Genomic DNA, 20,614 nt, shown 5'->3' with positions numbered 1-20,614 from the left:
TCAGCGGATTGCCGTCACTGCCCACTGCCAGAACGCATCGAGTGAGGGGTAGGCATCACCGACTTGCTCGATCTGGCCGTTGGTCAACACCCAGCGCGAGCGTGCGTGATGGATCGAATCGTGGTGCGCCGCAGCCACTCAGCCGAGGATCTCCCTGGCTTGTTCGCGCATCTCGGCCTTGCGGACCTTGCCGGTGACCGTCATCGGGAACTCGTCGACCACATGCACGTAGCGCGGGATCTTGTAGTGGGCGAGGCGCCCGGTGCAGAAGGCTCGCACGGCGGCGGCATCGAGGACTTCCGCGCCCTCGCGCAGGCGGATCCAGACCATGAGTTCCTCCCCGTATCTGTCGTCGGGGACGCCGATGACCTGGGCGTCGACGATGTCGGGATGGGTGTAGAGGAACTCCTCGATCTCGCGGGGGTAGACGTTCTCACCACCGCGGATGACCATGTCCTTGATCCGGCCGGTGACCGAGAGGTAGCCGTCGTCGTCCATGACGCCGATGTCGCCGGTGTGCATCCAGCGGGCGGCGTCGATCGCCTCGGCGGTCTTGTCGGGCTGGTCCCAGTAGCCGAGCATCACCGAGTAGCCGCGGGTGCACAGTTCACCCGGTTCGCCGCGTGGCACGGTGCGCCCGGTCGCCGGGTCGACCACCTTGACCTCGAGGTGTGGGCCGACCCGGCCGACGGTGGCGGTGCGGCGGTCGATGCTGTCGTCGCGACGGGTCTGCGTGGAGACCGGCGAGGTCTCGGTCATTCCATAGCAGATCGCAACCTCGGCCATGCCGAGCCGGTCGATCACTCGTTTCATCACTTCCACCGGGCACGGGGAGCCCGCCATGATGCCGGTGCGCAGGCTGGACAGCTCCGGTGCGGCGCCGCTGTCGAGTTCGGACAGCATCGCGATGAACATCGTCGGCACACCGTAGAGCGAGGTGCAGCGTTCGGCGGCGACGGCGGCCAGCGTCGCGGCCGGATCGAACGACGGCGCCGGAATCACCACGGCCGCACCGTGCGAGGTGACCGCGAGATTGCCCATCACCATGCCGAAGCAGTGGTAGTACGGAACCGGGATGCAAACGCGGTCGGCTTCGGTGTATCCGCACAGCTCGCCCACGAAGAACCCGTTGTTGAGGATGTTGTGGTGGCTCAATGTCGCGCCCTTCGGGAAACCCGTTGTTCCCGAGGTGTATTGGATATTGATCGGATCGTCGGCCGACAGCGTCTCGGCGATCGCGGCCAACCGTTCGGCGTCGGGCACCGTCTCGACTACCTGCCGCCACTGCTCGGTGCCCAGGATCAGCACCTGCTCCAGGGCGGGACAGTTCGGCCGGACCTGCTCGATCATCGCGACATAGTCCGAGGTCTTGAACTCCGGTGCGGCGATCAGCAGGCACACCCCGGCCTGGTTGAGGACGTAGTCCAGTTCGCTGGTGCGGTAGGCGGGATTGATATTGACCAGGATCGCGCCGATCTTCGCCGTGGCGTACTGCACGAGCAGCCATTCCGCGCAGTTGGGCGCCCAGATCCCGACCCGGTCACCAGGGCCGATGCCGCGCGCGGTGAGACCGGTCGCGACGGCATCGACAGCGATGCCCAGCTCGCGGTAAGTCCAGCGGCGTCCCGTCGGACAGTCGATGAGCGCCTCGCGCGTCGGGTGGGCCGCGACGGTGCGGTCGAGGTTCGCGCCGATGGTGTCACCGAGCAGCGGAGTATCGGCCGGACCACAGGTGTAACTGAGTTCGGACATCAGCGAATCTCCTTGCCACGCAGCAGGAATCGCTGCACTTTGCCGCTCGGCGTCTTGGGCAGACTGTCCACGAAGTGGACTTTCCTCGGATAGGCGTGGGCGGCGAACTCGTCCTTGACGAGTTGCTGCAGTTCGGCGGTCAGCTCGGCGCTGCCCTCGGTACCGGTGCGGGTCACCACGAAGGCCTCCAGTACCTCGCCGCGCAGTTCGTCGGGCATCCCGACGACGGCGGCCTCGGCGACCTGGTCGTGCAGGACCAGCACGCTCTCGACCTCGAACGGGCCGATCCGGTAGCCGGCCATGATGATCACGTCGTCGTCGCGGGCGCTGAAGTGGAAGCAGCCATCGGCGTCGCGGGCGCCGACGTCACCGGTCAGATACCAGCGTCCGTCGGCGCTGAATCGGGTAGCGGTGCGTTCCGGATCATCGAGGTAGCCGAGGAACCAGAGCAGCGGGCTGTGGTCGGTATCGATGGCGACCCGGCCGAACTCGCCGGGGGCCGCCTCGACGTCGGCGTCTTCGGCCAGGACCGCACAGGACCACCCGGGCAGCTGCCGGCCCATCGAACCGAGCGGGGCGGCGGCATCGAGGGCGGGGTGCCACGCGTGACAGATGACCATGCCGTGCTCGGTCTGGCCGTAGTGATCGCGCACCGCCACACCGAGGGTCCGCTGCGACCACGCCACCACGTCCGGGGTCAACGGCTCGCCTGCCGACGACGCTCTGCGCAGGGCGAATCCGTCCGGAGCCGGATCGCTGTCGGCGCGCAACGCCCGGTAGACGGTCGGCGCCGCCGCGAAGTTGGTGACGCCGAAGCGTCGCAGCACGTCCCAGGTGAGCGACGCCGAGAAGCCCGCGTGCAGCAGCAGGCTGCGCGCGCCGGTGGCCAGCGGTCCCAGGATCGCGTAGTAGAGGCCGTACGCCCAGCCCGGGTCGGCCGCGTTCCAGAAGACGTCCTCGGGACGCACGTCGAGGGCGAATTCCTGGTAGGCGTGAAACGATGCCAGCGCGCGGACCGGGATCGGTACGCCCTTGGGGGTTCCGGTGGTGCCGCTGGTGAACAACTGGACCAGCAGACCGTCGCCGCCGACCGCCACCGGCCTCGCGCGCGGATCGTCGGACCGGTGCTGGGCGAGCAGCTCATCGAACAGCAGCGCGCCGGGGATCTCGGCGTCGCCGACGATAATCGTCCGGTAGTCGGTCGTGGCGAGCTTCGGCGCCTGGTCGGCGTCGGCGACAACGACCTTCGTGTGGCTCGCGCTCAGCCGGAACTCGATGGCGGGTGTCGCGAAGGCGGTGAACAACGGGACGTGCACCGCACCACGGCGCCAGATGCCGAGCAGGGCCACCACGAGCTCGGCGGACTTTCCCATCAGCGTCGCGACCCGGTCGCCGGGCTCGACGCCGAGTTCGGCCAGCGCGGCGGCGAACCGAGCCGAGCGTTCCCGCAGCTCGCCGTAGGTCAACTCGTGCGCGCTCAGATCGGCTTCGACCACGGTGAACGCGGTCTGCCCGGCCGGATGCCGATCGCAGAGCAGTTCGGCCGCGCAGGCCTCCGGTCCGTCGTAGTGGTCGAGCAGGTCGCGCACCCGCGCGTCCAGGTCGGTAGTCATCGCAGCTTCTCCTCAACGCCCGGGCAACGGCCGCCCGGGTGTGACCTAGAATGTGGCATAGCTCACGCCGACCACTACCCCCGAAAAGGGGTGATCCATGACTTCCCTGTTGCGCCCGCGCGACGGTGACGCGCTGCGCGCCGAGATCCGCTGGGTGGCGCGCCGGGCGAGCGTCCCGGTGGTGTTCGGCGGCGCGGTGGACGAGGACACCCTGCTGCTCACCGAGTTCGCGGGCACCGTCACCACGGGCCTGCGCGGGCTGTCGGTGCTACGCACCTCCGGGCTCGGCGGGCAGGCCATGGAGTACCGCAGACCCGCGTCGGTGGCCGACTATCGGGGCGCCTCCACCATCACCCACCACTACGACGCCGCGGTGGTCGGCGAGGGGCTGCGGTCGGTGATGGCCGTGCCGGTCCTGGTCGCCGACCGGCCTCGCGCGGTGCTCTACGCGGCCACCCGTGGCGCGACCCCGCTCGGCGACCGCACCGCCGAGGTGATCCTGCAGGCGGGTAGAAGGCTGGCCGCCGAGATCACGGTCCGCGACGAAGTGGACCGGCGGGTCCGACTGCTCGACCTCGCGACGCCGTCGCCCGCGTCCACGCCCGCGGTGACCGAGGAGCTACGCGAGATCCACGCCGAACTTCGCGCCCTCGCGACCGCGACCGGCGATCCCGCACTGCGCGAACAGCTTTCCGGGGTGTGCGACCGATTGACCGGGGTGCTGACCGGCGGGCCCGGCGCCGAGACGCCGCGGCTGTCGCGGCGCGAGCTCGATGTGCTGGCCCAGATCGCGCTCGGCTGCACGAATCAGGAAGCGGCGCTTCGGCTCTCGCTCGGGGCCGAAACCGTCAAGAGCTATCTGCGGCAGGCGATGAGCAAGCTCGATGCCAGCACTCGCCACGAAGCGGTATCGCTGGCACGTCGACACGGCTTGCTGCCCTGAACTGCCGCCGCACCGGCCCCTTCACCCGCTGTCCGTTATGTGCGATATATCACTTTTATTCGGGCGACACAAATGTTTCGACGCCCGGCAACCGCCACCCGGGCGGACTCGATCGCTCGCGGCGGCGCGAACCGCCGATATCGAACATCGCGCCACACGCGCGTCGGCAACGGCCGATCGTCCACGGATGCAATGCTTGTACTGGGAACATCGACGCACCGCCCGTTGGGATCCACCGCACCGGAGACGATCGTGCCGAAAGACGCAGGGGCCGAACAGATTCCGGATGGAACCAGCAATCCTCACTTTGGACGTTCACACAACGAATGACCTCAATGGATACCCAAATGTCTTTGGGACAAAACAAGCTCGGGGCGCATCCAGCCCGGTACCGTCGGTCCGATGACGGAGCCTTTTCAACTGGCCGGCCTCTCACTGGACTGTGACGACCCCGAGTCCCTCGCCCGCTTCTACCTCGGGCTGCTCGGTGGCCGCGTCCTGTGGAACGACGCGCACAGCGTCGGGATCCGCATCCCGTCGGGATTGACCATCGCCGCACAGCACGTAGCGGACTACTACCCGCCGCAGTGGCCGGGCACCGCCGCGGTACACCTCGACCTGGCCGCCGATGCCGATCTGGATCTATGCGAACAGCACGCTCTCGCGATCGGCGCGAAACCCGCACCGGTACAACCGGATCCACGCTGGCGGGTGTTGCTCGACCCGGCCGGCCATCCGTTCTGTATCACCACCCGCGTGATCGCGGGATAGGTCAGGGCAGCAGATCGGGCCGACGCCGCGCGGTGCGTTCCAGTGACTGTTCGTGGCGCCACGCGGCTACCTTGGCGTGGTCGCCCGAGAGCAGGATCGGGGGTACATCGAGGCCGCGCCACGACACCGGCCGCGTGTAGCTGGGACCTTCGAGGAGTCCATCGGAGAACGAATCCTCTTGGTGGGACTGCTGATTGCCGAGCACGCCGGGAATCAGCCGCACCACGGCCTCGGTCATCACGAGCACCGCGGCCTCGCCGCCGATGAGGACGTAGTCGCCGATGCTCACCTCTTCGACGCGGACGCGGCGGGCGGCGTCGTCGAACACGCGCTGATCGATGCCCTCGTAGCGCCCGCAGGCGAAGACGAGATGTTTCTCGGTGGCCCAGCGCTGCGCGGTGGCCTGGGTGAACGGCACGCCGGCCGGAGTGGGGACGACGAGCAGGGCGTCGTCGGGGCACACCTCGTCCAAGGCGTCGCCCCAGACGGTGGGCTTCATGACCATGCCGGGACCACCGCCGTAAGGCGAGTCGTCGACCGACTTGTGCACGTCATGGGTCCAGTTGCGCAAGTCGTGTACACCGACCGAGATCAGGCCCTTGTCGACGGCCTTACCGAGCAGCGCGGTGCGCAGCGGCTCCAGATACTCCGGGAAGATCGTGACGACGTCGAGTTGCACGAATTACTCCGGATCGAGCAGGCCCTCGGGCGGTGTGATGACCACCAGTCCATCGGCGAGCGAGACCGTCGGCACGATGGCGGTGACAAAGGGAATGAGAATTTCGCGACCGTCGTCGGCGGAACGCACCGACAGCAGTTCGCCCGCGGCCGAATGCAGCACCTCGGTGACCGTGCCGACGAGGGTGCCGTCGGCGAACTCGACCCGAAGACCTTCGAGTTCGTGGTCGTAGAAGGCGTCGTCATCCTCCGACGGCGGCAGCGAATCGCTGTCGACGACGAACAAGGTGCCGCGCAGAGCGTCGGCGGCGGTGCGGTCGTCGATACCGTCGACGTACACCAGAAGTCGGCCCGAGTGCTCTCGGGCCGACTTCACGGTGTAGTCACGGGTCGCCGAGGACTTCGGCATCCTGCCGCGCAACGTGACGCCCGGCGCGAACCGGACGTCCGGCTCGTCGGTGCGCACATCGACGACGAGTTCGCCGCGCACGCCGTGCGACTTGGCGACCCGACCTACGACGAGTTCCATCTAGGCGTCGGTATCGACCACGTCGACCCGGATCCCACGGCCGCCGATGCCGGCGACCAGGGTGCGCAACGCGGTCGCGGTACGACCACCGCGCCCGATCACCTTGCCCAGGTCTTCAGGATGGACGTGTACCTCGACGGTGCGTCCACGACGGCCGGTGAGCAGCTCGACACGGACGTCGTCAGGGTTGGCGACGATGCCGCGAACCAGATGTTCGACGGCATCGGCAACAACAGCAGTCATTACTCGGCAGCCTCGGTGGCGGCTTCCTCAGCGGCAGCCTCGTCCTTCTTGGCGGCCTTCTTCTTCGGGGTGACGGCCTCGGTGGTGGGCGCGTTGTCGGCGGCGGCGAGCGCGGCGTTGAACAGGTCCAGCTTGGAGGTCTTCGGGGCCTTGACCTTCAGGGTGCCCTCGGTGCCCGGCAGGCCCTTGAACTTCTGCCAGTCGCCGGTGATCTCCAGCAGACGCTGCACCGACTCGGTCGGCTGCGCGCCGACGGACAGCCAGTACGCGACGCGCTCGGCATCGATCTGGATCAGCGAAGGCTCTTCCTTCGGGTGGTACAGGCCGATGGACTCGATGGCCCGGCCGTCACGACGCGTACGGGAGTCGGCGACGACGACGCGGTACTGCGGGTTGCGGATCTTGCCGAGACGGGTGAGCCTGATCTTGACAGCCATGCTGTTCAGTCTTCTTTCGGTAGTTTTGGTCACCACGCGATTCAGCGACCCACATGGTCTGCGGGTCCGGTTTCGCGCATGTGTGCGTGACCGCCGCGCGGTACGTAACCGGAGACGGGCTGACACTGTCCAGGAAGGACGAGGGTTCATTCTGCCAGACGACCCGCGACGGCCGGAAATCGCCTCCGCTAACGCCGCGCAACGCCGATTCAGCGGTGCCCGGTGACCGGATCGGGGGTCTTCACCACCAGGCCACGCAGGACAACCCATTGTGGGTCGGTGAGCGACTGGGGGTTCACGCGGGGGTCGTCGGCGTAGACGACGAAGTCGGCCGGGGCGCCCTCTTCGATGCCGGGGCGGCCGAGCCAGGTGCGGGCGTTCCAGGAGGCGGCGCCGAGGGCCTCGTGGGGTGACAGGCCCGCGCCGGACAGAGCGGTGATCTCGTCGGCGATGCGGCCGTGCCGGATGGAACCGCCCGCGTCGGTGCCCGCGTAGATCGGCACGCCCGCCTCGTGGGCTTTGCCGACGGTGTCGCGGACGCGGCGGTGCAGATCGCGCATGTGGGCGGCGTAGACCGGAAACTTCGTGGCGCTGTCGGCGATGCCGGGGAAGGTGTCGATATTGATCAGGGTGGGGACCAGGGCGGTGCCGTTGGCCACCATCAGCTCGATGGTGTCGTCGGTGATGCCGGTGCCGTGCTCGAGGCAGTCGATGCCCGCGTTGATCAGGCCGGGCAGCGCGTCCTCACCGAACACGTGCGCGGTGACCCTGGCTCCGTTCGCGTGGGCCGCGTCGATGGCCTGCTTCAGGATGTCGTCACTCCACAGCGGCCGCAGGTCGCCGACGGTTCGGTCGATCCAGTCCCCCACGATCTTGACCCAGCCGTCGCCGAAGCGGGCCTGCTCGGCGACGATCTCGGGCAGGTCGCGTTCGTCGTCGAGCTCGATGCCGAGCTCACGGATGTAGCGCTTGGGCCGGGCGATGTGTCGGCCCGCGCGGATGATCCGCGGCAGCTCGGCGTGCTCGTCGATGAATCGGGTGTCGATCGGCGAGCCGGCGTCGCGCAGGAGCAACGCGCCCACGTCACGTTCGGTCTCGGCCTGCTCGATCGCGCCCTCGTGGGTCTCGTCGCCGCCGCCGTAGCGGATTCCGACATGACAGTGGGCGTCGACCAGGCCCGGCACGATCCACCCTGCGTTGCACAGGGTTTCGGCACCGCGCATCGGCTCGAACGTCACTACGCCGTCGACGACCCAGAGGTCGCGCTCCCGGTCGCCGGGGAGCACCACACCACGCAGATGCACACGAACCTCCAGTCATCGGCCTGAGACCGAACCTACCGCGCACGATCAGCACACGCACACGCGCCGAGGCACCGCGCATCGCGGCAGAACCGGGCGAGTGTCAGTCGTCCGAAGGATCGCCGTCGAGAAAGACCCGCACTGCGGTGATGCGCGGCCGGTCCGGCGCGAAATCGACGAAGGCCACGCCTCGCGACGCACCGACTCTCACGCTCACACTGACGGTGCGCCCCGCGGCGATCATCTTGTCCCACTCCATGTCTCGCGCGCGGTCGGCGAATTCCGCCACCGAGATCGGGTGCCCGACGGGCAGCTCGATCACCGTCCGCTCATCGAGCAGCGCCCGCACGCCACCCGAGTCGCCGGATGCGGCCGCGGCGAACAGTCGGCGAACGAGGCGCTTGCCCGACCCGCCCACACCGCGCAGGGCTCGCATCATTCCCATCGCACCGCCGATTCCGAGCTCGGCGACGAGTTGCGGTCCGAGCTTCGCGCCCGCGAGCACTCCGGACGGCCCCGTGCGCAGCAGTCGCGCGATCATCACCCCCAGCTCCCAGTGCGCGGCGAGCCGGGCGATCCGCCAGCCGCCGTCGGTGCCGACCAGGTCGTAGCGCAGATGCATCGGCACGGTGACGGTGGCGCCGGTCGACATCGTGGTCTCGATGTGCAGGTCACGCACCACCGTGTACCCCGCGACGAGGTCGCGATCGATGCGGAAGGCGATGGAGTTCGGCGCGATGAAAACATTGTAGAAGCGCGAGATCGCGTCGGGGCCGATGTGCTCACGCGAGCCGTACGGGTCGTGCACCGCGGCCTGCTCGGCGAACAGCCCGACCCAGGCGGTCTTGTCGTGCGCGGCCACGGCACGCGGTGATGCCTGCACAGCCGCGAGCAGGTCCTCGGCAGTCCGATCCAACGGCATGTACGTCCTCCATACTCACGCTTCCCCTGCGCGATCCATGATAGAACGTGTTCTAGTTTTGCGTCGGCGATCGTGCCCGGCGCCTGTTGGACAAGAGGATCTCGATGGACTGGTACACCGGGAACACCACCTACGACACCGTGCTGGCCATCGCCTTCGGCTTCGCCGCGTTCGTGATCGTCGGTGGACTGTTCGCGCAGAGCCCCTACGGCCGCTTCGCCTCGAACAAGGTCGGCTTCAATCTCAACCCCAAACTGGGCTGGTGGCTGATGGAACTGCCCGCGACCGTCGTGTTCGCGGTGTTCTATCTCAGCGGCCCCGATCGCTTCGAACCCGTGCCGCTGGTGCTGGCCGCCATCTGGTTGCTGCACTACGGCAACCGTGGCTGGTTCTTCCCGCTCTCCATTCGGCAGGTGCCGGGCAAGACGAGCAGTTTCAATGTCTCGGTGGTCGCGGCGGGCGTGTTCGTGACGGCGCTGCACGGCTATCTCAACGGCGCGTTCTTCAGCAACGACTACAACAACCAGTACGGCACCGCCTGGCTCACCGATCCGCGCTTTCTGATCGGGCTGGTCGTGTACCTGTGCGGCTTCGGACTGCTGGTGCGGTCCGAGGCGATCGTGCGCAATCTGCGGGACAAGAACAACCCCGGCGCCGCCGAGTACCGGGTCCCGCACGGCGCGGGCTTCCGCTTCGTCAGCAGCCCGGCCTACCTCGGCGAACTGATCGCCTGGGCCGGATTCGCCCTGCTCACCTGGTCGCTGGCCGGCGTCGCGATCTTCTTGATCACCGCGGGGAACCTGGTGCCACGTGCTTTCGCCACCCACCGGTGGTACCGCGAGAAGTTCGCCGACTACCCCACCACCCGCAAAGCGTTGATCCCTGGCGTGATCTGAGCCGATGAGAAAGCCGTGGTAGGTGATCACTCACCTACCACGGCTTTCAGTACGAACGACTCAATTTTTGGGGAACTTCAGCTGGGACAGATCGATCCCCTCCAGGCCGGGCGGCAGCTGATCGAGACCGGGCGGCATGTTCGACAGATCCATGCCCGGCGGCAAGCCCGGCATCCCGGCGGGCATTCCGGGGAACCCGCCGCGCATCTTCGGCTGAGTGGGCCCACGCCCGCCCTTCTTGCCCTTCTTACCGCCCTTTTTGTTGTTGCCGCGGCGAGCTCCCGGCATCCCCATCTGCCGACCCATCATCGCCATCATCTTCTTGGCTTCGAAGAACCGGTCGACGAGCTGGTTGACCTCGGAGACCTGCACCCCGGAACCGTTGGCGATGCGCAAGCGCCGCGACGCGTTGATGATCTTCGGGTTGTCCCGTTCGGCGCGGGTCATGCCCCGAATGATCGCCTGCACCCGGTCGAGCTGCTTGTCGTCGACCGCGGCCAGCGCGTCCTTCATCTGACCGGCGCCCGGCAGCATCCCGAGCAGATTGCCGATCGGGCCCATCTTGCGGATGGCCAGCATCTGGTCGAGGAAGTCCTCGAGGGTGAGTTCGCCGCTGCCGATCTTGCGCGCGGTCTCCTCGGCCTGCTCGGCGTCGTAGACCTGTTCGGCCTGCTCGATGAGGGTGAGCACATCGCCCATGCCGAGGATGCGCGAGGCCATCCGGTCGGGATGGAAGACGTCGAAGTCCTCGAGCTTCTCGCCGGTGGAGGCGAACATGATCGGCGCACCGGTGACATTGCGCACCGACAGCGCCGCACCACCGCGGGCGTCACCGTCGAGCTTGGTGAGCACGACGCCGGTGAACCCGACACCGTCGCGGAAGGCTTCGGCGGTGCTGACCGCGTCCTGACCGATCATCGCGTCGAGCACGAACAGGGTCTCGTCCGGCTGCACGGCATCGCGGATGCCCGCGGCCTGACGCATCAGCTCGGCGTCGATACCGAGGCGACCGGCGGTATCGACGATCACCACGTCGTACTGCTTGGCCTTGGCCTCTTCGATACCGGCCGCGGCGACGGCGACCGGGTCGGCCGCGGTGATCCCGAGCGGGTTCTCGCCGCCACCGATGGAGGTGCCGCCGTGCGGGGCGAACACGGGCACGCCCGCGCGCTCACCGACTACCTGCAGCTGCGTGACCGCGCCGGGACGCTGGAGGTCACAGGCCACCAGCAACGGCTGGTGCCCCTGACCCTTGAGCCACTTGGCCAGCTTGCCCGCGAGCGTGGTCTTACCCGCACCCTGCAGACCGGCCAGCATGATGACCGTCGGCGGATTCTTGGCGAGGTTGAGGCGACGGGTCTCGCCACCGAGGATCGCGACGAGTTCCTCGTTGACGATCTTGACGACCTGCTGCGCGGGATTGAGCGCGCCGGAGACCTCCGCGCCCTTGGCGCGTTCTTTGACGTTGGCGATGAAGCCGCGCACCACGGGCAGCGCGACGTCGGCCTCGAGGAGTGCGAGGCGGATCTCGCGCGCGGTGGCGTCGATGTCGGCCGGTGACAGACGCCCCTTACCGCGCAGATCCTGCAGTGCACCGGTAAGCCGGTCGGACAGGGATTCGAACACCGATCGCGCTCCTGATCTGAAAGGGTCTCAGGTCGTCTGACCGAAGCCGGACGTCTATTGCCCTCCCAGGGTAATGGAGGTTATTCGGTATGTTGCACGTGCGGTGGCGCCGTGCGGCGCAACTCGTGCGATTCGATGTCCACCAGGTACACCGCTTCTCTGCCGGTGAGGCCGAGTTCCCGGGACAGCGCCTCGATCCGAAGCCATTCGGAATCGGCACTGTCGGCGTGGTGGGCGCCGGTCGAGGCGATGGTCATCGCGGCCAATGCCTGCGCACCACTGAGGGTGCGACCCGGCAACCACGAAACCACCCACAGGTCACCACCGACGCACCGCGCGATGTGCGCGGTCGCGTCGCTGGTCATCATTGACGCGGAAACGACTTCGATAGCCACGGATCAGCTCCCCTCGTACGAGTGACAGCCGGACCAGGGGAATGCTATAGGTCCCATATCGACTTATCGGGCCGCGAGGACGCCGTGTAGCAACCTGATAGCAATCAGTGAGTAAACCGTGTCCTTGCGTGGTCAGTCGGCCTCGGTTGTCGCGGTCGGCGGCGGGGCGGGAGCAGGCTGCGGAACCACCTCGAGGACGGCCTTCTCGATGCGGTCGCGCAGGGCCGGGCTGTCGGCGTCGCCCAGATCGAGGCAGAAGGCGTCGACCACGGCCGAGCCCATCGTGACCACCTTGGCCCACCTGACGTTGGCTCCCGTCGCGGCGAAGGCACCGGCAAGTCTGCTCAGCAAACCGATCCGGTCGTCGGCTCGCAGCTCGAGGATCACCGGTCCGGGAGTGCTGATCGGTGACCAGATCAGGCGCGGCGCGGCGCGCGCGTACCGGCCGGGCCCGGTCCCGACAGCGTCGGTTTCGCGTTTGGCCAGCACCGCGGGCAGGTCGAGCGCGCCGGTGGTGGCCCGGATGAGTTCCTGACGCAGCAGGCCCGCGTCCGGCGGATCGCCGAATTTCGGCATCACCACGAAGGTGTTGATCGCCGAATCCCCGGCGCTGCCCAGCGAGGCCGAGAGCACCCGCAACGCGTGTAGTGCCAGAACACCGGCGGCATCGGAGAGCAGGCCTGGCTCGTCGGGGGCGATCACCGTCACCACGAAGGTGTGCTTGCCGTCGCCGGGCGCGAGGGTGACGTGTACGCCGCCTGCCCTGGCCTTGTCCAGGAGCTCAGGGTCGATCGGTTCCGGTTGCGGCAGTGGCTCGCCCGCCATGACGAGTCGGCAGCGACGCACCAGTTCCCCGATCAGCGAGGCCTTCCAGTCGCCCCAGACACCGGGGCCGGTGGCCATCGAGTCGGCCTCGGCCAGCGCGTGCAGCAGTTCGAGTAGGCCGACGTCTCCACCGAGCGCGTCGGCGACGTGCTGCACGGTGGCCGGGTCGTCGAGGTCGCGCCGGGTCGCGGTGTCGGGTAGGAGCAGGTGGTGGCGCACGATCGCGCTGAGGGTGCGCACGTCCGATGGCCACATTCCGAGCCTGCGGCCGATATGCGTAGCGAGTTCGGCGCCGACAATGCTGTGGTCGCCCTGTCGCCCCTTGCCGATGTCGTGCAGCAGCGCGCCGAGCGCGAGCAGGTCGGGCCGGGCGACCCTGGTGCTCAGGCTGCTCGCGAAGGCGACGGTCTCCATCAGGTGCCGATCGACGGTCCAGGTGTGCATCGCGTCGCGCGGCGGCAGATCGCGGACCGCGCCCCATTCGGGAAAGAGTCTGCCCCACAATCCGGTTCGATCGAGCGCCTCGACCGCGTCGATGCTGCCTCGGCCTGCGCCGAGCAGGACGAGCAGATCGTTGAGCGCGTCCTTGGGCCACGGTTCGCGCAGTTCGGGCGCGTCCTCGGACAACCGGTTGAGCGTGGTCGCCGACATCGGCAGCCCGGTCTGCGCCGACGCCGCCGCGACGCGCAGGATCAGCCCCGGATCACGCTGCGGGCGGGCGTCTCTGGCCAGCACGACCTCACCGGAGTGCTCGACCACCCCCTCATCGAGTGGTCGGCGCACCGGCATCCGGCGCAGTCTGGCCAGGCCGCGCCGCGGTAACGCGTTGGCGGCCGTGCGCAGACCGACGTCGCACGAATAGCTCACCGTACGCGCCGAATCGGTCAATGTCCGGGCGAGATCGAAGCGGTCGCCGATGCGCAGCGCGGCGCCGATCTCGTCGGCGTCCTGGGCGCGCAGTTGATCGCGGGCCCGGCCCGCGACGCGGTGCAGTTCGGTGCGCACGTCGAGGAGCCTGCGGTGTGCCTGTTTCAGGCCGCCGCCGGGGACCTCGGGGCCCAATCCCGGCATGGCGTCGGTCAATTGGGCGATCGCGAGCGCGTCGAGCAGCTGGATGTCGCGCAGCCCGCCGCGACCGTTCTTGAGATCGGGTTCGGCACGGTGGGCGATCTCGCCGCTGCGCTGCCAGCGTGCGGTGGTCTGGGCGATCAGATCGTCGAAGCGGGACCGGATGCCGGTACGCCATTCCCGGCGTACGCCGCCGATGAGCAGATTGCTGAGGTCTTGGTCGCCGACGATGTGGCGCGCCTCCAGCAGGCCGAGTGCGGCGATCATGTCGTCGGCGGCCACCCGCAGCGCCTGCGGCACGGTGCGCACGCTGTGGTCGAGCTTGATGTGGGCGTCCCACAGCGGATACCAGAGTTGATCGGCGACCTCCGAGACCACCTTGGGGTCGACGTCGTCGTGCAGCAGCACGAGGTCGAGATCGGAGTAGGGCAGCATTTCGCGGCGTCCGAGTCCACCCACCGCCACGACCGAGAGGCCGCTGTCGGCGGTGATGCCGAGTTCGTTGCCCTTGCTGGTGAGCCACAGTTCGAACAGGTCGACCAAGGCCTCGCGCAGCGATTCCGGATCGAGCCGCGGATTGCGGGTGCCCGCTCCGTCGAGCAGTTGCGCCCTGGCCTTGACCAGATCCGCCGCTCCGTTGTTCTGAATACCACCGTTCCGCTGTGCCACAGCCCACACCACCATTTCATGCGGGCGGCCCCGCCCCGACCGGATAAGTCTCACCGGTGGGAGCGGGGCCGCCGCTCGATCGATTTATCGTGCGTGCCCTACTGAATTACAGTGCGTCGCTTCCACGTTCGCCGGTACGGACGCGGATGATGGTGTCCACCGGGGTCACCCACACCTTGCCGTCACCGATCTTGCCGGTGCGCGAGGCTTCGACGATCACCTCGACGACCTTCTCGACCGACGCATCGTCGACGACGACCTCGACCCGGACCTTGGGCACGAAGTCCACCGAATACTCGGCACCGCGGTAAACCTCGGTGTGGCCCTTCTGTCGGCCGTATCCCTGGACTTCGCTGACGGTCATGCCGAGCACGCCTGCCTGTTCCAGCCCGGACTTCACATCTTCGAGCGTGAACGGTTTGACGATTGCCGTAATCAGTTTCATGTTCGTCATGCCTCCTTGACGAGCGTGCGTGCCGTGCCACCCACAGCAGCGAAATCGTATGCGGTTTCCGCGTGCTCGGCTTCGTCGAGGCCCGCAGCCTCGGACTCTTCACTGGCGCGCAGGCCGATCGTGAACTTGATCGCGTACGCGATGATGGCCGTGGCGACCAGCGAGTAGGCGAGAACGGCGAAGGCACCGACAGCCTGCAGCTTCAACTGCTCGACTCCACCACCGTAGAACAGTCCATCGACACCTGCGGGAGCTTCGCTGGTAGCGACGAGTCCGACGATCAGCGTGCCGACCAGACCACCGACGAGGTGGACGCCGACGACGTCGAGCGAGTCGTCGAAGCCGAAGCGGAACTTCAGGCCGACGGCCAGGGCGCACAGCGCACCGGAGACGACACCGACAGCCAGGGCGCCGACCACGTTGACCGAGGAACAGGCCGGGGTGATCGCGACCAGACCGGCGACGATGCCCGAGGCAGCGCCGAGCGAGGTCGGGTGACCGTCGCGGATCTTCTCCACGAGCAGCCAGGCCATCATCGCGGCGGCGGTGGCGATCGTGGTGGTGAGGAAGGTGGCACCCGCGACACCGTTGGCGCTCAGCGCCGAACCCGCGTTGAAGCCGTACCAGCCGAACCACAGCAGACCGGCGCCGAGCATCACGAACGGCAGGTTGTGCGGACGGAACGGCGTCTTCGGCCAGCCCTTGCGCTTACCGAGGATCAGGCAGAGCACCAGACCGGCGGCGCCGGCGTTGATGTGGACCGCGGTACCACCGGCGAAGTCGATCGCCTTGAGGTTGTTGGCGATCCAGCCGCCGTTCTCACCGGTGTAGCCGCTGAAGGCGAACACCCAGTGCGCGACGGGGAAGTAGACGACCGTGGCCCAGATTCCGGCAAATACGAGCCACGACCCGAACTTCAAGCGGTCGGCGACCGCGCCCGAGATGAGTGCGACCGTGATGATCGCGAACATGAGCTGGAAGGCGACGAACACCGAGAGCGGGATCGTGCCGAACAGCGGGATGGCGGCGGGGGCCGCGGGGTCGGTAGTCGCTAGATAGTCGCCGCCCAGGACGCCCTTGAGGCCGAAGTACTGGAGCGGATCACCGACAAGCTTGCCCTTGTCCTCGCCGAACGCCATCGAGAAGCCGTATAGACACCACAGGATGGTGATCAGGCCCATCGCGGAGACGCTCATCATGATCATGTTCAGCACGTTCTTGCCACGGACCATACCGCCGTAGAAGAACGCCAGACCCGGCGTCATCAACAGCACCAGGGCCGCCGACGCCAGCATCCAGGCGGTGTCACCGGCGTCCGGTGCGCCGATCAGTGGAAATGCCACCTTGTGTTCCTCCTCATCTCGGGCCCTGCCGATGACGGCAAAAGGACCTGTACAGAAGGGTCGCCACTCGGTGTTTCATCCGTTGAGCTGTGGTGTTTCACCTGAGTGAACGGATAGCGCTGTTGTGTTGCATCCACGTTTCGTGTGGTTGGCATGAGCCTGTCAGCTCACGGTGAGATCGGTACGGATGTGCGATTCGCCACGAGTTCGCGCGGCGATTCGCCTCGACGTCGTTGTCCGGAAACCGTGATGTCAGCCCCTGAAAAGCAGCGATGCCCGCCCGATCGCTGGATCGGACGGGCATCGACGAAACCGCTACGCGGTGCCCCCGAGCAGGGCGTCGACGAACGCGCCTGGCTCGAAGGGCGCCAGGTCGTCGGCGCCCTCGCCTAGGCCGACGAGTTTCACCGGCACACCGAGTTCGTGCTGCACCTGGAACACGATGCCGCCCTTGGCGGTGCCGTCGAGCTTGGTGAGCACCACGCCGGAGATATCGACGACGTCGGCGAACACGCGCGCCTGCATCAGGCCGTTCTGGCCGACGGTCGCGTCGAGGACCAACAGCACCTCGTCGACCTCGCCCTTCTTCTCCACGACCCGCTTGACCTTGCCCAGCTCGTCCATCAGGCCGGTCTTGGTGTGCAGGCGGCCCGCGGTGTCGATGAGGACCGCGTCGACGCCGCGGTCGATGCCCGCGGTGACCGCGTCGAAGGCGACGGCGGCCGGGTCGGCGGCCTCTTTACCGCGCACGGTCTCGGCGCCCACCCGTTCGCCCCAGGTCTGCAGCTGATCGGCGGCGGCGGCGCGGAAGGTGTCGGCGGCGCCGAGCAGCACGCGGCGGCCGTCGGCGACGAGCACGCGGGCCAGTTTGCCGGTGGTGGTGGTCTTACCCGTGCCGTTGACGCCGACCACGAGCAGGATCGCGGGCTTGTCGCCGTGCGGGAGGGCGTGGATGGAACGGTCGAGCTCGGGGCGCAGTGCCTCGACGAGCACGTCACGCAGGGCGGCGCGGGCCTGTTCGGGAGTGCGCACGCTGCGTGAGGCCATCTCTTCGCGCAGGCGTTCGACGATCTTCGCGGTGCTCGCGGTGCCGATATCGGCCAGCACCAGGGTGTCTTCGATCTCCTCCCACGAATCCTCGTCGAGGTCGCCGCCGCCGAGCAGGCCGAGCAGGCTCTTGCCGACGGCGTTCTGGGAGCGAGACAAACGGCCGCGCAGGCGGACGAGACGGCCCGTGGTGGGGTCGATCTCTTCGATCGCGGTGGTGACCGGGTCGACCTCGGCCGGTGCGGAAGGAGTCTCGGTCGGCGCGGAGTCGGTGGGCGCTTCCCGCGTGGGGGCAGCGTCAGAAGGCGCGGTCTCGGTGTCGGGCTCGGCCGGTGCGGCGGTGTCGAGGGCGGACGCGTCGTCGGGGACCACCACGGTCTCGTCGATGACGACATCGCCCTCGGGCAGCGGAACATCGGTGATGCCGCGGCGCGGGGCGTCACGCGGGATCGCGGCGTCGTCGCCGACGTGCGGTTGACCGTCGGTATCGGTGCGCTCCGGGACGGGTTCGGGCTCGATCACTGTCGCCGTCGAGCCGCCCTGGCTGAAGTTGAACCCCCCGGACGCGGTGTAACCACCGGAGCGGTCCGTCAACTCCTTGTCCGGCTCGGGCGGGGCCAGCGAAATCTGGCGTCGCTTGTACAGGACGAAACCCGCGACGAGCGCCACCAACAGGACGGCGGCGATCGCGGCGATCAGGATCCACGCTTGCGAACTCACCCGGCGAGTCTATTCGTGCGGGGAGTTACCGCACGTCGGCGGCGTCTGCGCAGCAGGTCGAGGAGGCGTATCCGGGCGCGTCGCGGTATGGCGGAAACACTACAGATTCGTTGTCCTGCGGAACTTCTGGCGCTTGCCCCATAGGATCAGCGGAGTGACCGATCGAAACGTGCTTGGGGGGCCGCTGGAAGAGTGCGGCGCCGATCCTCTCACGGGCTTCTACCGGGACGGCTGCTGCAGCACCGGTCCGGAGGATCTCGGCAGCCACACCGTGTGCACCGTCGTGACGGCGGAATTCCTGGAGCATCAGGCCTCCATCGGCAACGACCTCAGCACCCCCCGCCCAGAGAACAATTTTCCCGGCCTGCAACCGGGCGACCGCTGGTGCGTGGTGGCGGTCCGCTGGTTGCACGCCCACGAGGACGGCGTAGCCGCACCCGTGGTCCTGGCCGCAACCCACGAGAACGCGCTGGAGGTCATCTCCATGGATATCCTGCGAAAATACGCAGTCGACGTCCCCGACGACGTCAGCGATCTGCTCTAGCTCCCCCGCCGCCCCGGGCGTTTCGCAGATCGCGTCGGCGGTGCGCCTTCTGCCGGCAGGCCGGGGAACAGTAGCGGGCCGGCCTACCGATACCCGGTCGGCGGACAGGCGCGCCACAGATGGGGCATGGAGCCGAGGTTTCGTTACTTTCCGTCGTTTCGTTACGGTCGATTTTCGCGAGTTCCGTTACGGGTGACGGGCGCGTTCGCAGCGCGTCGAGGATGAGGACGACGGCCGGGGCGAGTGGATCCTCGGCCCGTCGATGTCGTTGGATCGCAACGCATCCGGTGAAGATGTCCAAGACATCGGTGATCACCACATCGCGCCGGACCGCGCCCTGACGTTGGGCCGAGGCGAGTAGAGCGCCCAGTGCCCGGTGGAAGCGGTTGCCCGCGTCGCGAAGTAGGGCGCGGGGCCAGCCGTCGTCGGATTGCACCAGGTCGCACAGGTCCTTGTTGCCGGGCGTCGTCACGATCACGTGGGTGCACAGGGCGAAGAAGGCCGCACCCGGGTCCGGATCGGTGAGGTGTTCGGCCGCCAACGCCGCCAATCGGTCGACGCGTTGTTGCATAACCGCTTCCAGCAGATCAGTTTTCGTGGGGAAATGCCGATGGACGGTGCCCGCGCCGACACCCGCGCGGCGAGCCACTTCCGCCAGCGAGACCGTGGTGCCGCGTTCGGCGAGCGCCCGCTGGGCGGCGGCCAGGATCAGCGCGCGGTTGCGACGCGCGTCGGATCGGATCGCCGGTTCCATGCCGTGGTCGACCGTCATTTCGTTACGCCTTCCCTGCACCGGACCTGGCCAACCGGGTGTGCCCACCCGTACCGTCCGGAATACGGGTCAGCCGACCCGATTGTAGGCACACGATCGATCACGAAACGGAGCTCCTCCGCAATGACATCAGTACTTCCCGTTCTGGTCACCGGCGCGACGGGCAAGCAGGGCGGCGCGACCGCCCACCGATTGCTCAGCCGGGGACACGAGGTTCGCGCTCTGGTCCGCGACCCCGACTCCCCCGCCGCCCGCGCATTGGCCGACGCGGGCGCCGAACTGACGGTCGGCGACTTCGACGACTCGGCATCCCTGCGTGTCGCGGCAACCGGGACACGAGCCGTATTCCTGGTCCCCCCAGCCGATTACAGCGAGAAAGGCTGGGGCGAGGACACCGAGGGCCGCCGCGGCATCGCCATGATCGACGCGGCCCGCGCCACCGGTGTCGAGCAGATCGTGTTCACCGGCGTCGCCACGATGGGCGACGCGCGATCGTGGGGTCAGCGGGGCAAACAAGAGATCGAGCGGGCCCTGGCGGCGTCCGGCCTGCGCTACACCGTGTTGCGCCCGGTGCGCTTCATGGAGAACTACCTCCTCCATGGCTCGCCCGTCGACGGCATCCGCGAAGGCGGCGAACACGCCCACTTGTTCCCCGCCGATCGCCCGCTCCAGATGATCGCCATCGACGACATCGGCGCCTTCGCCGCCCTGGCCTTCGCCGACCCCGAAACCTGGCACGCCCGCACCCTCGAACTGGCGGGTGACGCCATCACCCCGGTCGACGCGGCCGCGACCATCGGCGCCGCCATCGGTCACCCCGTCCACTACCGCGAGATCGGCGAGGAGGAAGCCGACGCGGTCGGCCCCCAACTCGGCAACACCTGGCGCCTGATCCGCGAAACCGGCGGCTGGCACGCCGACATCCCCGCCCTACGCGCCCTGTACCCGGAGCTGACCTCCCTGCGCGACTGGCTGGCACGCGGCGGCACCCAACGGATCCTCGACCGGATCGACGCCACGGCCCCGGCGAGCGAGCTCCACTGAGACTCTGCTCGCCTCCCCGGCT

At 68.0% G+C, this 20,614-nt stretch carries 21 protein-coding genes; 5 read left to right on the top strand and 16 right to left on the bottom strand.

Annotation, left to right across the window (positions count from 1 at the left end; all coding sequences use genetic code 11):
• Genes NS1_RS40175 through NS1_RS20705 form a run of 3 tightly spaced genes read right to left on the bottom strand, consistent with a single transcriptional unit; the run spans position 1 to position 3,365 of the window.
• Positions 1-138, bottom strand: coding sequence for a hypothetical protein (locus NS1_RS40175; RefSeq protein WP_157125322.1), 138 nt, complete (start codon positions 136-138; stop codon positions 1-3).
• Entirely contained in the window at positions 139-1,752 is a 1,614-nt protein-coding gene (locus NS1_RS20710) for an AMP-binding protein (protein WP_062986942.1), read from the bottom strand. It lies immediately after the preceding gene.
• Positions 1,752-3,365, bottom strand: coding sequence for an AMP-binding protein (locus tag NS1_RS20705; protein WP_062986941.1), 1,614 nt, complete (start codon positions 3,363-3,365; stop codon positions 1,752-1,754). Before NS1_RS20705 ends, NS1_RS20710 begins: the two co-directional genes overlap by 1 nt.
• Before the next feature lie 97 nt (positions 3,366-3,462).
• On the opposite strand from NS1_RS20705, the gene NS1_RS20700 reads away from it, so the two are divergent.
• A complete protein-coding gene (locus NS1_RS20700) occupies positions 3,463-4,308 on the top strand; it encodes a helix-turn-helix transcriptional regulator (RefSeq protein ID WP_062986940.1) in 846 nt (281 codons plus the stop codon).
• 402 nt (positions 4,309-4,710) lie between these two features.
• Positions 4,711-5,079 carry a VOC family protein gene (locus tag NS1_RS20695; RefSeq protein WP_056811825.1) on the top strand — a complete coding sequence of 123 codons (369 nt, stop codon included), beginning with the start codon at positions 4,711-4,713 and terminating at the stop codon, positions 5,077-5,079.
• A 1-nt stretch (position 5,080) separates the two neighbouring features.
• Here NS1_RS20695 and trmD read toward each other — a convergent pair whose 3' ends face one another.
• The 6 genes from trmD to NS1_RS20665 form a co-directional block, all read right to left on the bottom strand.
• Positions 5,081-5,758 (bottom strand): tRNA (guanosine(37)-N1)-methyltransferase TrmD, encoded by a 678-nt coding sequence (trmD, locus tag NS1_RS20690; RefSeq protein ID WP_056811827.1) that lies wholly within the window; start codon positions 5,756-5,758, stop codon positions 5,081-5,083.
• Between the two features lie 3 nt (positions 5,759-5,761).
• On the bottom strand, positions 5,762-6,286 hold the full coding sequence (gene rimM, locus NS1_RS20685) for a ribosome maturation factor RimM (RefSeq protein WP_062986939.1): 525 nt from the start codon (positions 6,284-6,286) through the stop codon (positions 5,762-5,764).
• The gene (locus NS1_RS20680) at positions 6,287-6,529 is read right to left on the bottom strand and encodes an RNA-binding protein (protein WP_056811833.1); all 243 of its coding nucleotides are present in this window, start codon (positions 6,527-6,529) and stop codon (positions 6,287-6,289) included.
• The gene (gene rpsP, locus NS1_RS20675; RefSeq protein ID WP_062986938.1) at positions 6,529-6,966 is read right to left on the bottom strand and encodes a 30S ribosomal protein S16; all 438 of its coding nucleotides are present in this window, start codon (positions 6,964-6,966) and stop codon (positions 6,529-6,531) included. Before rpsP ends, NS1_RS20680 begins: the two co-directional genes overlap by 1 nt.
• 209 nt (positions 6,967-7,175) lie before the next feature.
• Complete coding sequence (locus NS1_RS20670; RefSeq protein ID WP_062986937.1) at positions 7,176-8,270, bottom strand: metal-dependent hydrolase family protein; 1,095 nt, start codon at positions 8,268-8,270, stop codon at positions 7,176-7,178.
• Positions 8,271-8,370: 100 nt separating this feature from the next.
• Positions 8,371-9,189 (bottom strand): nuclear transport factor 2 family protein, encoded by an 819-nt coding sequence (locus NS1_RS20665; RefSeq protein ID WP_062986936.1) that lies wholly within the window; start codon positions 9,187-9,189, stop codon positions 8,371-8,373.
• Between the two features lie 104 nt (positions 9,190-9,293).
• Here NS1_RS20665 and NS1_RS20660 point away from each other — a divergent pair, with 104 nt between their 5' ends.
• Positions 9,294-10,085 carry a phosphatidylethanolamine N-methyltransferase family domain-containing protein gene (locus NS1_RS20660; RefSeq protein WP_062986935.1) on the top strand — a complete coding sequence of 264 codons (792 nt, stop codon included), beginning with the start codon at positions 9,294-9,296 and terminating at the stop codon, positions 10,083-10,085.
• A gap of 60 nt (positions 10,086-10,145) precedes the next feature.
• On the opposite strand, the gene ffh is transcribed toward NS1_RS20660, so the two are convergent.
• The 6 genes from ffh to ftsY all read right to left on the bottom strand — a co-directional run bounded on the left by ffh (position 10,146) and on the right by ftsY (position 18,232).
• On the bottom strand, positions 10,146-11,711 hold the full coding sequence (gene ffh / locus NS1_RS20655; RefSeq protein ID WP_056811842.1) for a signal recognition particle protein: 1,566 nt from the start codon (positions 11,709-11,711) through the stop codon (positions 10,146-10,148).
• Positions 11,712-11,791: 80 nt separating this feature from the next.
• Entirely contained in the window at positions 11,792-12,106 is a 315-nt protein-coding gene (locus tag NS1_RS20650) for a hypothetical protein (protein ID WP_235569337.1), read from the bottom strand.
• A gap of 132 nt (positions 12,107-12,238) precedes the next feature.
• Positions 12,239-14,683, bottom strand: a complete 2,445-nt coding sequence (locus NS1_RS20645; RefSeq protein ID WP_062986934.1) for a [protein-PII] uridylyltransferase — start codon at positions 14,681-14,683, stop codon at positions 12,239-12,241.
• 91 nt (positions 14,684-14,774) lie between these two features.
• Entirely contained in the window at positions 14,775-15,113 is a 339-nt protein-coding gene (locus tag NS1_RS20640) for a P-II family nitrogen regulator (RefSeq protein WP_062986965.1), read from the bottom strand.
• A 5-nt stretch (positions 15,114-15,118) separates the two neighbouring features.
• Complete coding sequence (locus NS1_RS20635; protein WP_062986933.1) at positions 15,119-16,465, bottom strand: ammonium transporter; 1,347 nt, start codon at positions 16,463-16,465, stop codon at positions 15,119-15,121.
• Between the two features lie 315 nt (positions 16,466-16,780).
• Positions 16,781-18,232 (bottom strand): signal recognition particle-docking protein FtsY, encoded by a 1,452-nt coding sequence (gene ftsY, locus NS1_RS20630; RefSeq protein ID WP_062986932.1) that lies wholly within the window; start codon positions 18,230-18,232, stop codon positions 16,781-16,783.
• 154 nt (positions 18,233-18,386) lie between these two features.
• On the opposite strand from ftsY, the gene NS1_RS20625 reads away from it, so the two are divergent.
• Positions 18,387-18,776 carry a DUF2237 family protein gene (locus NS1_RS20625; protein ID WP_014987060.1) on the top strand — a complete coding sequence of 130 codons (390 nt, stop codon included), beginning with the start codon at positions 18,387-18,389 and terminating at the stop codon, positions 18,774-18,776.
• On the opposite strand, the gene NS1_RS20620 is transcribed toward NS1_RS20625, so the two are convergent.
• Positions 18,760-19,548 carry a TetR family transcriptional regulator gene (locus NS1_RS20620; protein WP_062986931.1) on the bottom strand — a complete coding sequence of 263 codons (789 nt, stop codon included), beginning with the start codon at positions 19,546-19,548 and terminating at the stop codon, positions 18,760-18,762. The two genes, NS1_RS20625 and NS1_RS20620, sit on opposite strands and share 17 nt — an antisense overlap.
• A gap of 123 nt (positions 19,549-19,671) precedes the next feature.
• Between NS1_RS20620 and NS1_RS20615 the strand changes: the two genes are divergently transcribed.
• Positions 19,672-20,592, top strand: coding sequence for an NmrA/HSCARG family protein (locus tag NS1_RS20615; RefSeq protein ID WP_062986930.1), 921 nt, complete (start codon positions 19,672-19,674; stop codon positions 20,590-20,592).
• Positions 20,593-20,614 lie beyond the last annotated feature (22 nt).

The sequence above is a fragment of the Nocardia salmonicida NBRC 13393 genome (assembly GCF_001613085.1).
Lineage (GTDB): Bacteria > Actinomycetota > Actinomycetes > Mycobacteriales > Mycobacteriaceae > Nocardia > Nocardia salmonicida.
This window is presented reverse-complemented; position numbering and strand designations above follow the sequence as displayed.

What these genes read in the sequence shown, in the direction of transcription:
- NS1_RS20710 (WP_062986942.1), bottom strand. Translation starts at nt 1,752, where the DNA reads ATGTCCGAACTCAGTTACACCTGTGGTCCGGCCGATACTCCGCTGCTC.
- NS1_RS20705 (WP_062986941.1), bottom strand. Translation starts at nt 3,365, where the DNA reads ATGACTACCGACCTGGACGCGCGGGTGCGCGACCTGCTCGACCACTAC.
- NS1_RS20700 (WP_062986940.1), top strand. Translation starts at nt 3,463, where the DNA reads ATGACTTCCCTGTTGCGCCCGCGCGACGGTGACGCGCTGCGCGCCGAG.
- NS1_RS20695 (WP_056811825.1), top strand. Translation starts at nt 4,711, where the DNA reads ATGACGGAGCCTTTTCAACTGGCCGGCCTCTCACTGGACTGTGACGAC.
- rimM (WP_062986939.1), bottom strand. Translation starts at nt 6,286, where the DNA reads ATGGAACTCGTCGTAGGTCGGGTCGCCAAGTCGCACGGCGTGCGCGGC.
- NS1_RS20680 (WP_056811833.1), bottom strand. Translation starts at nt 6,529, where the DNA reads ATGACTGCTGTTGTTGCCGATGCCGTCGAACATCTGGTTCGCGGCATC.
- rpsP (WP_062986938.1), bottom strand. Translation starts at nt 6,966, where the DNA reads ATGGCTGTCAAGATCAGGCTCACCCGTCTCGGCAAGATCCGCAACCCG.
- NS1_RS20665 (WP_062986936.1), bottom strand. Translation starts at nt 9,189, where the DNA reads ATGCCGTTGGATCGGACTGCCGAGGACCTGCTCGCGGCTGTGCAGGCA.
- NS1_RS20660 (WP_062986935.1), top strand. Translation starts at nt 9,294, where the DNA reads ATGGACTGGTACACCGGGAACACCACCTACGACACCGTGCTGGCCATC.
- NS1_RS20645 (WP_062986934.1), bottom strand. Translation starts at nt 14,683, where the DNA reads ATGGTGGTGTGGGCTGTGGCACAGCGGAACGGTGGTATTCAGAACAAC.
- NS1_RS20640 (WP_062986965.1), bottom strand. Translation starts at nt 15,113, where the DNA reads ATGAAACTGATTACGGCAATCGTCAAACCGTTCACGCTCGAAGATGTG.
- NS1_RS20620 (WP_062986931.1), bottom strand. Translation starts at nt 19,548, where the DNA reads ATGACGGTCGACCACGGCATGGAACCGGCGATCCGATCCGACGCGCGT.
- NS1_RS20615 (WP_062986930.1), top strand. Translation starts at nt 19,672, where the DNA reads ATGACATCAGTACTTCCCGTTCTGGTCACCGGCGCGACGGGCAAGCAG.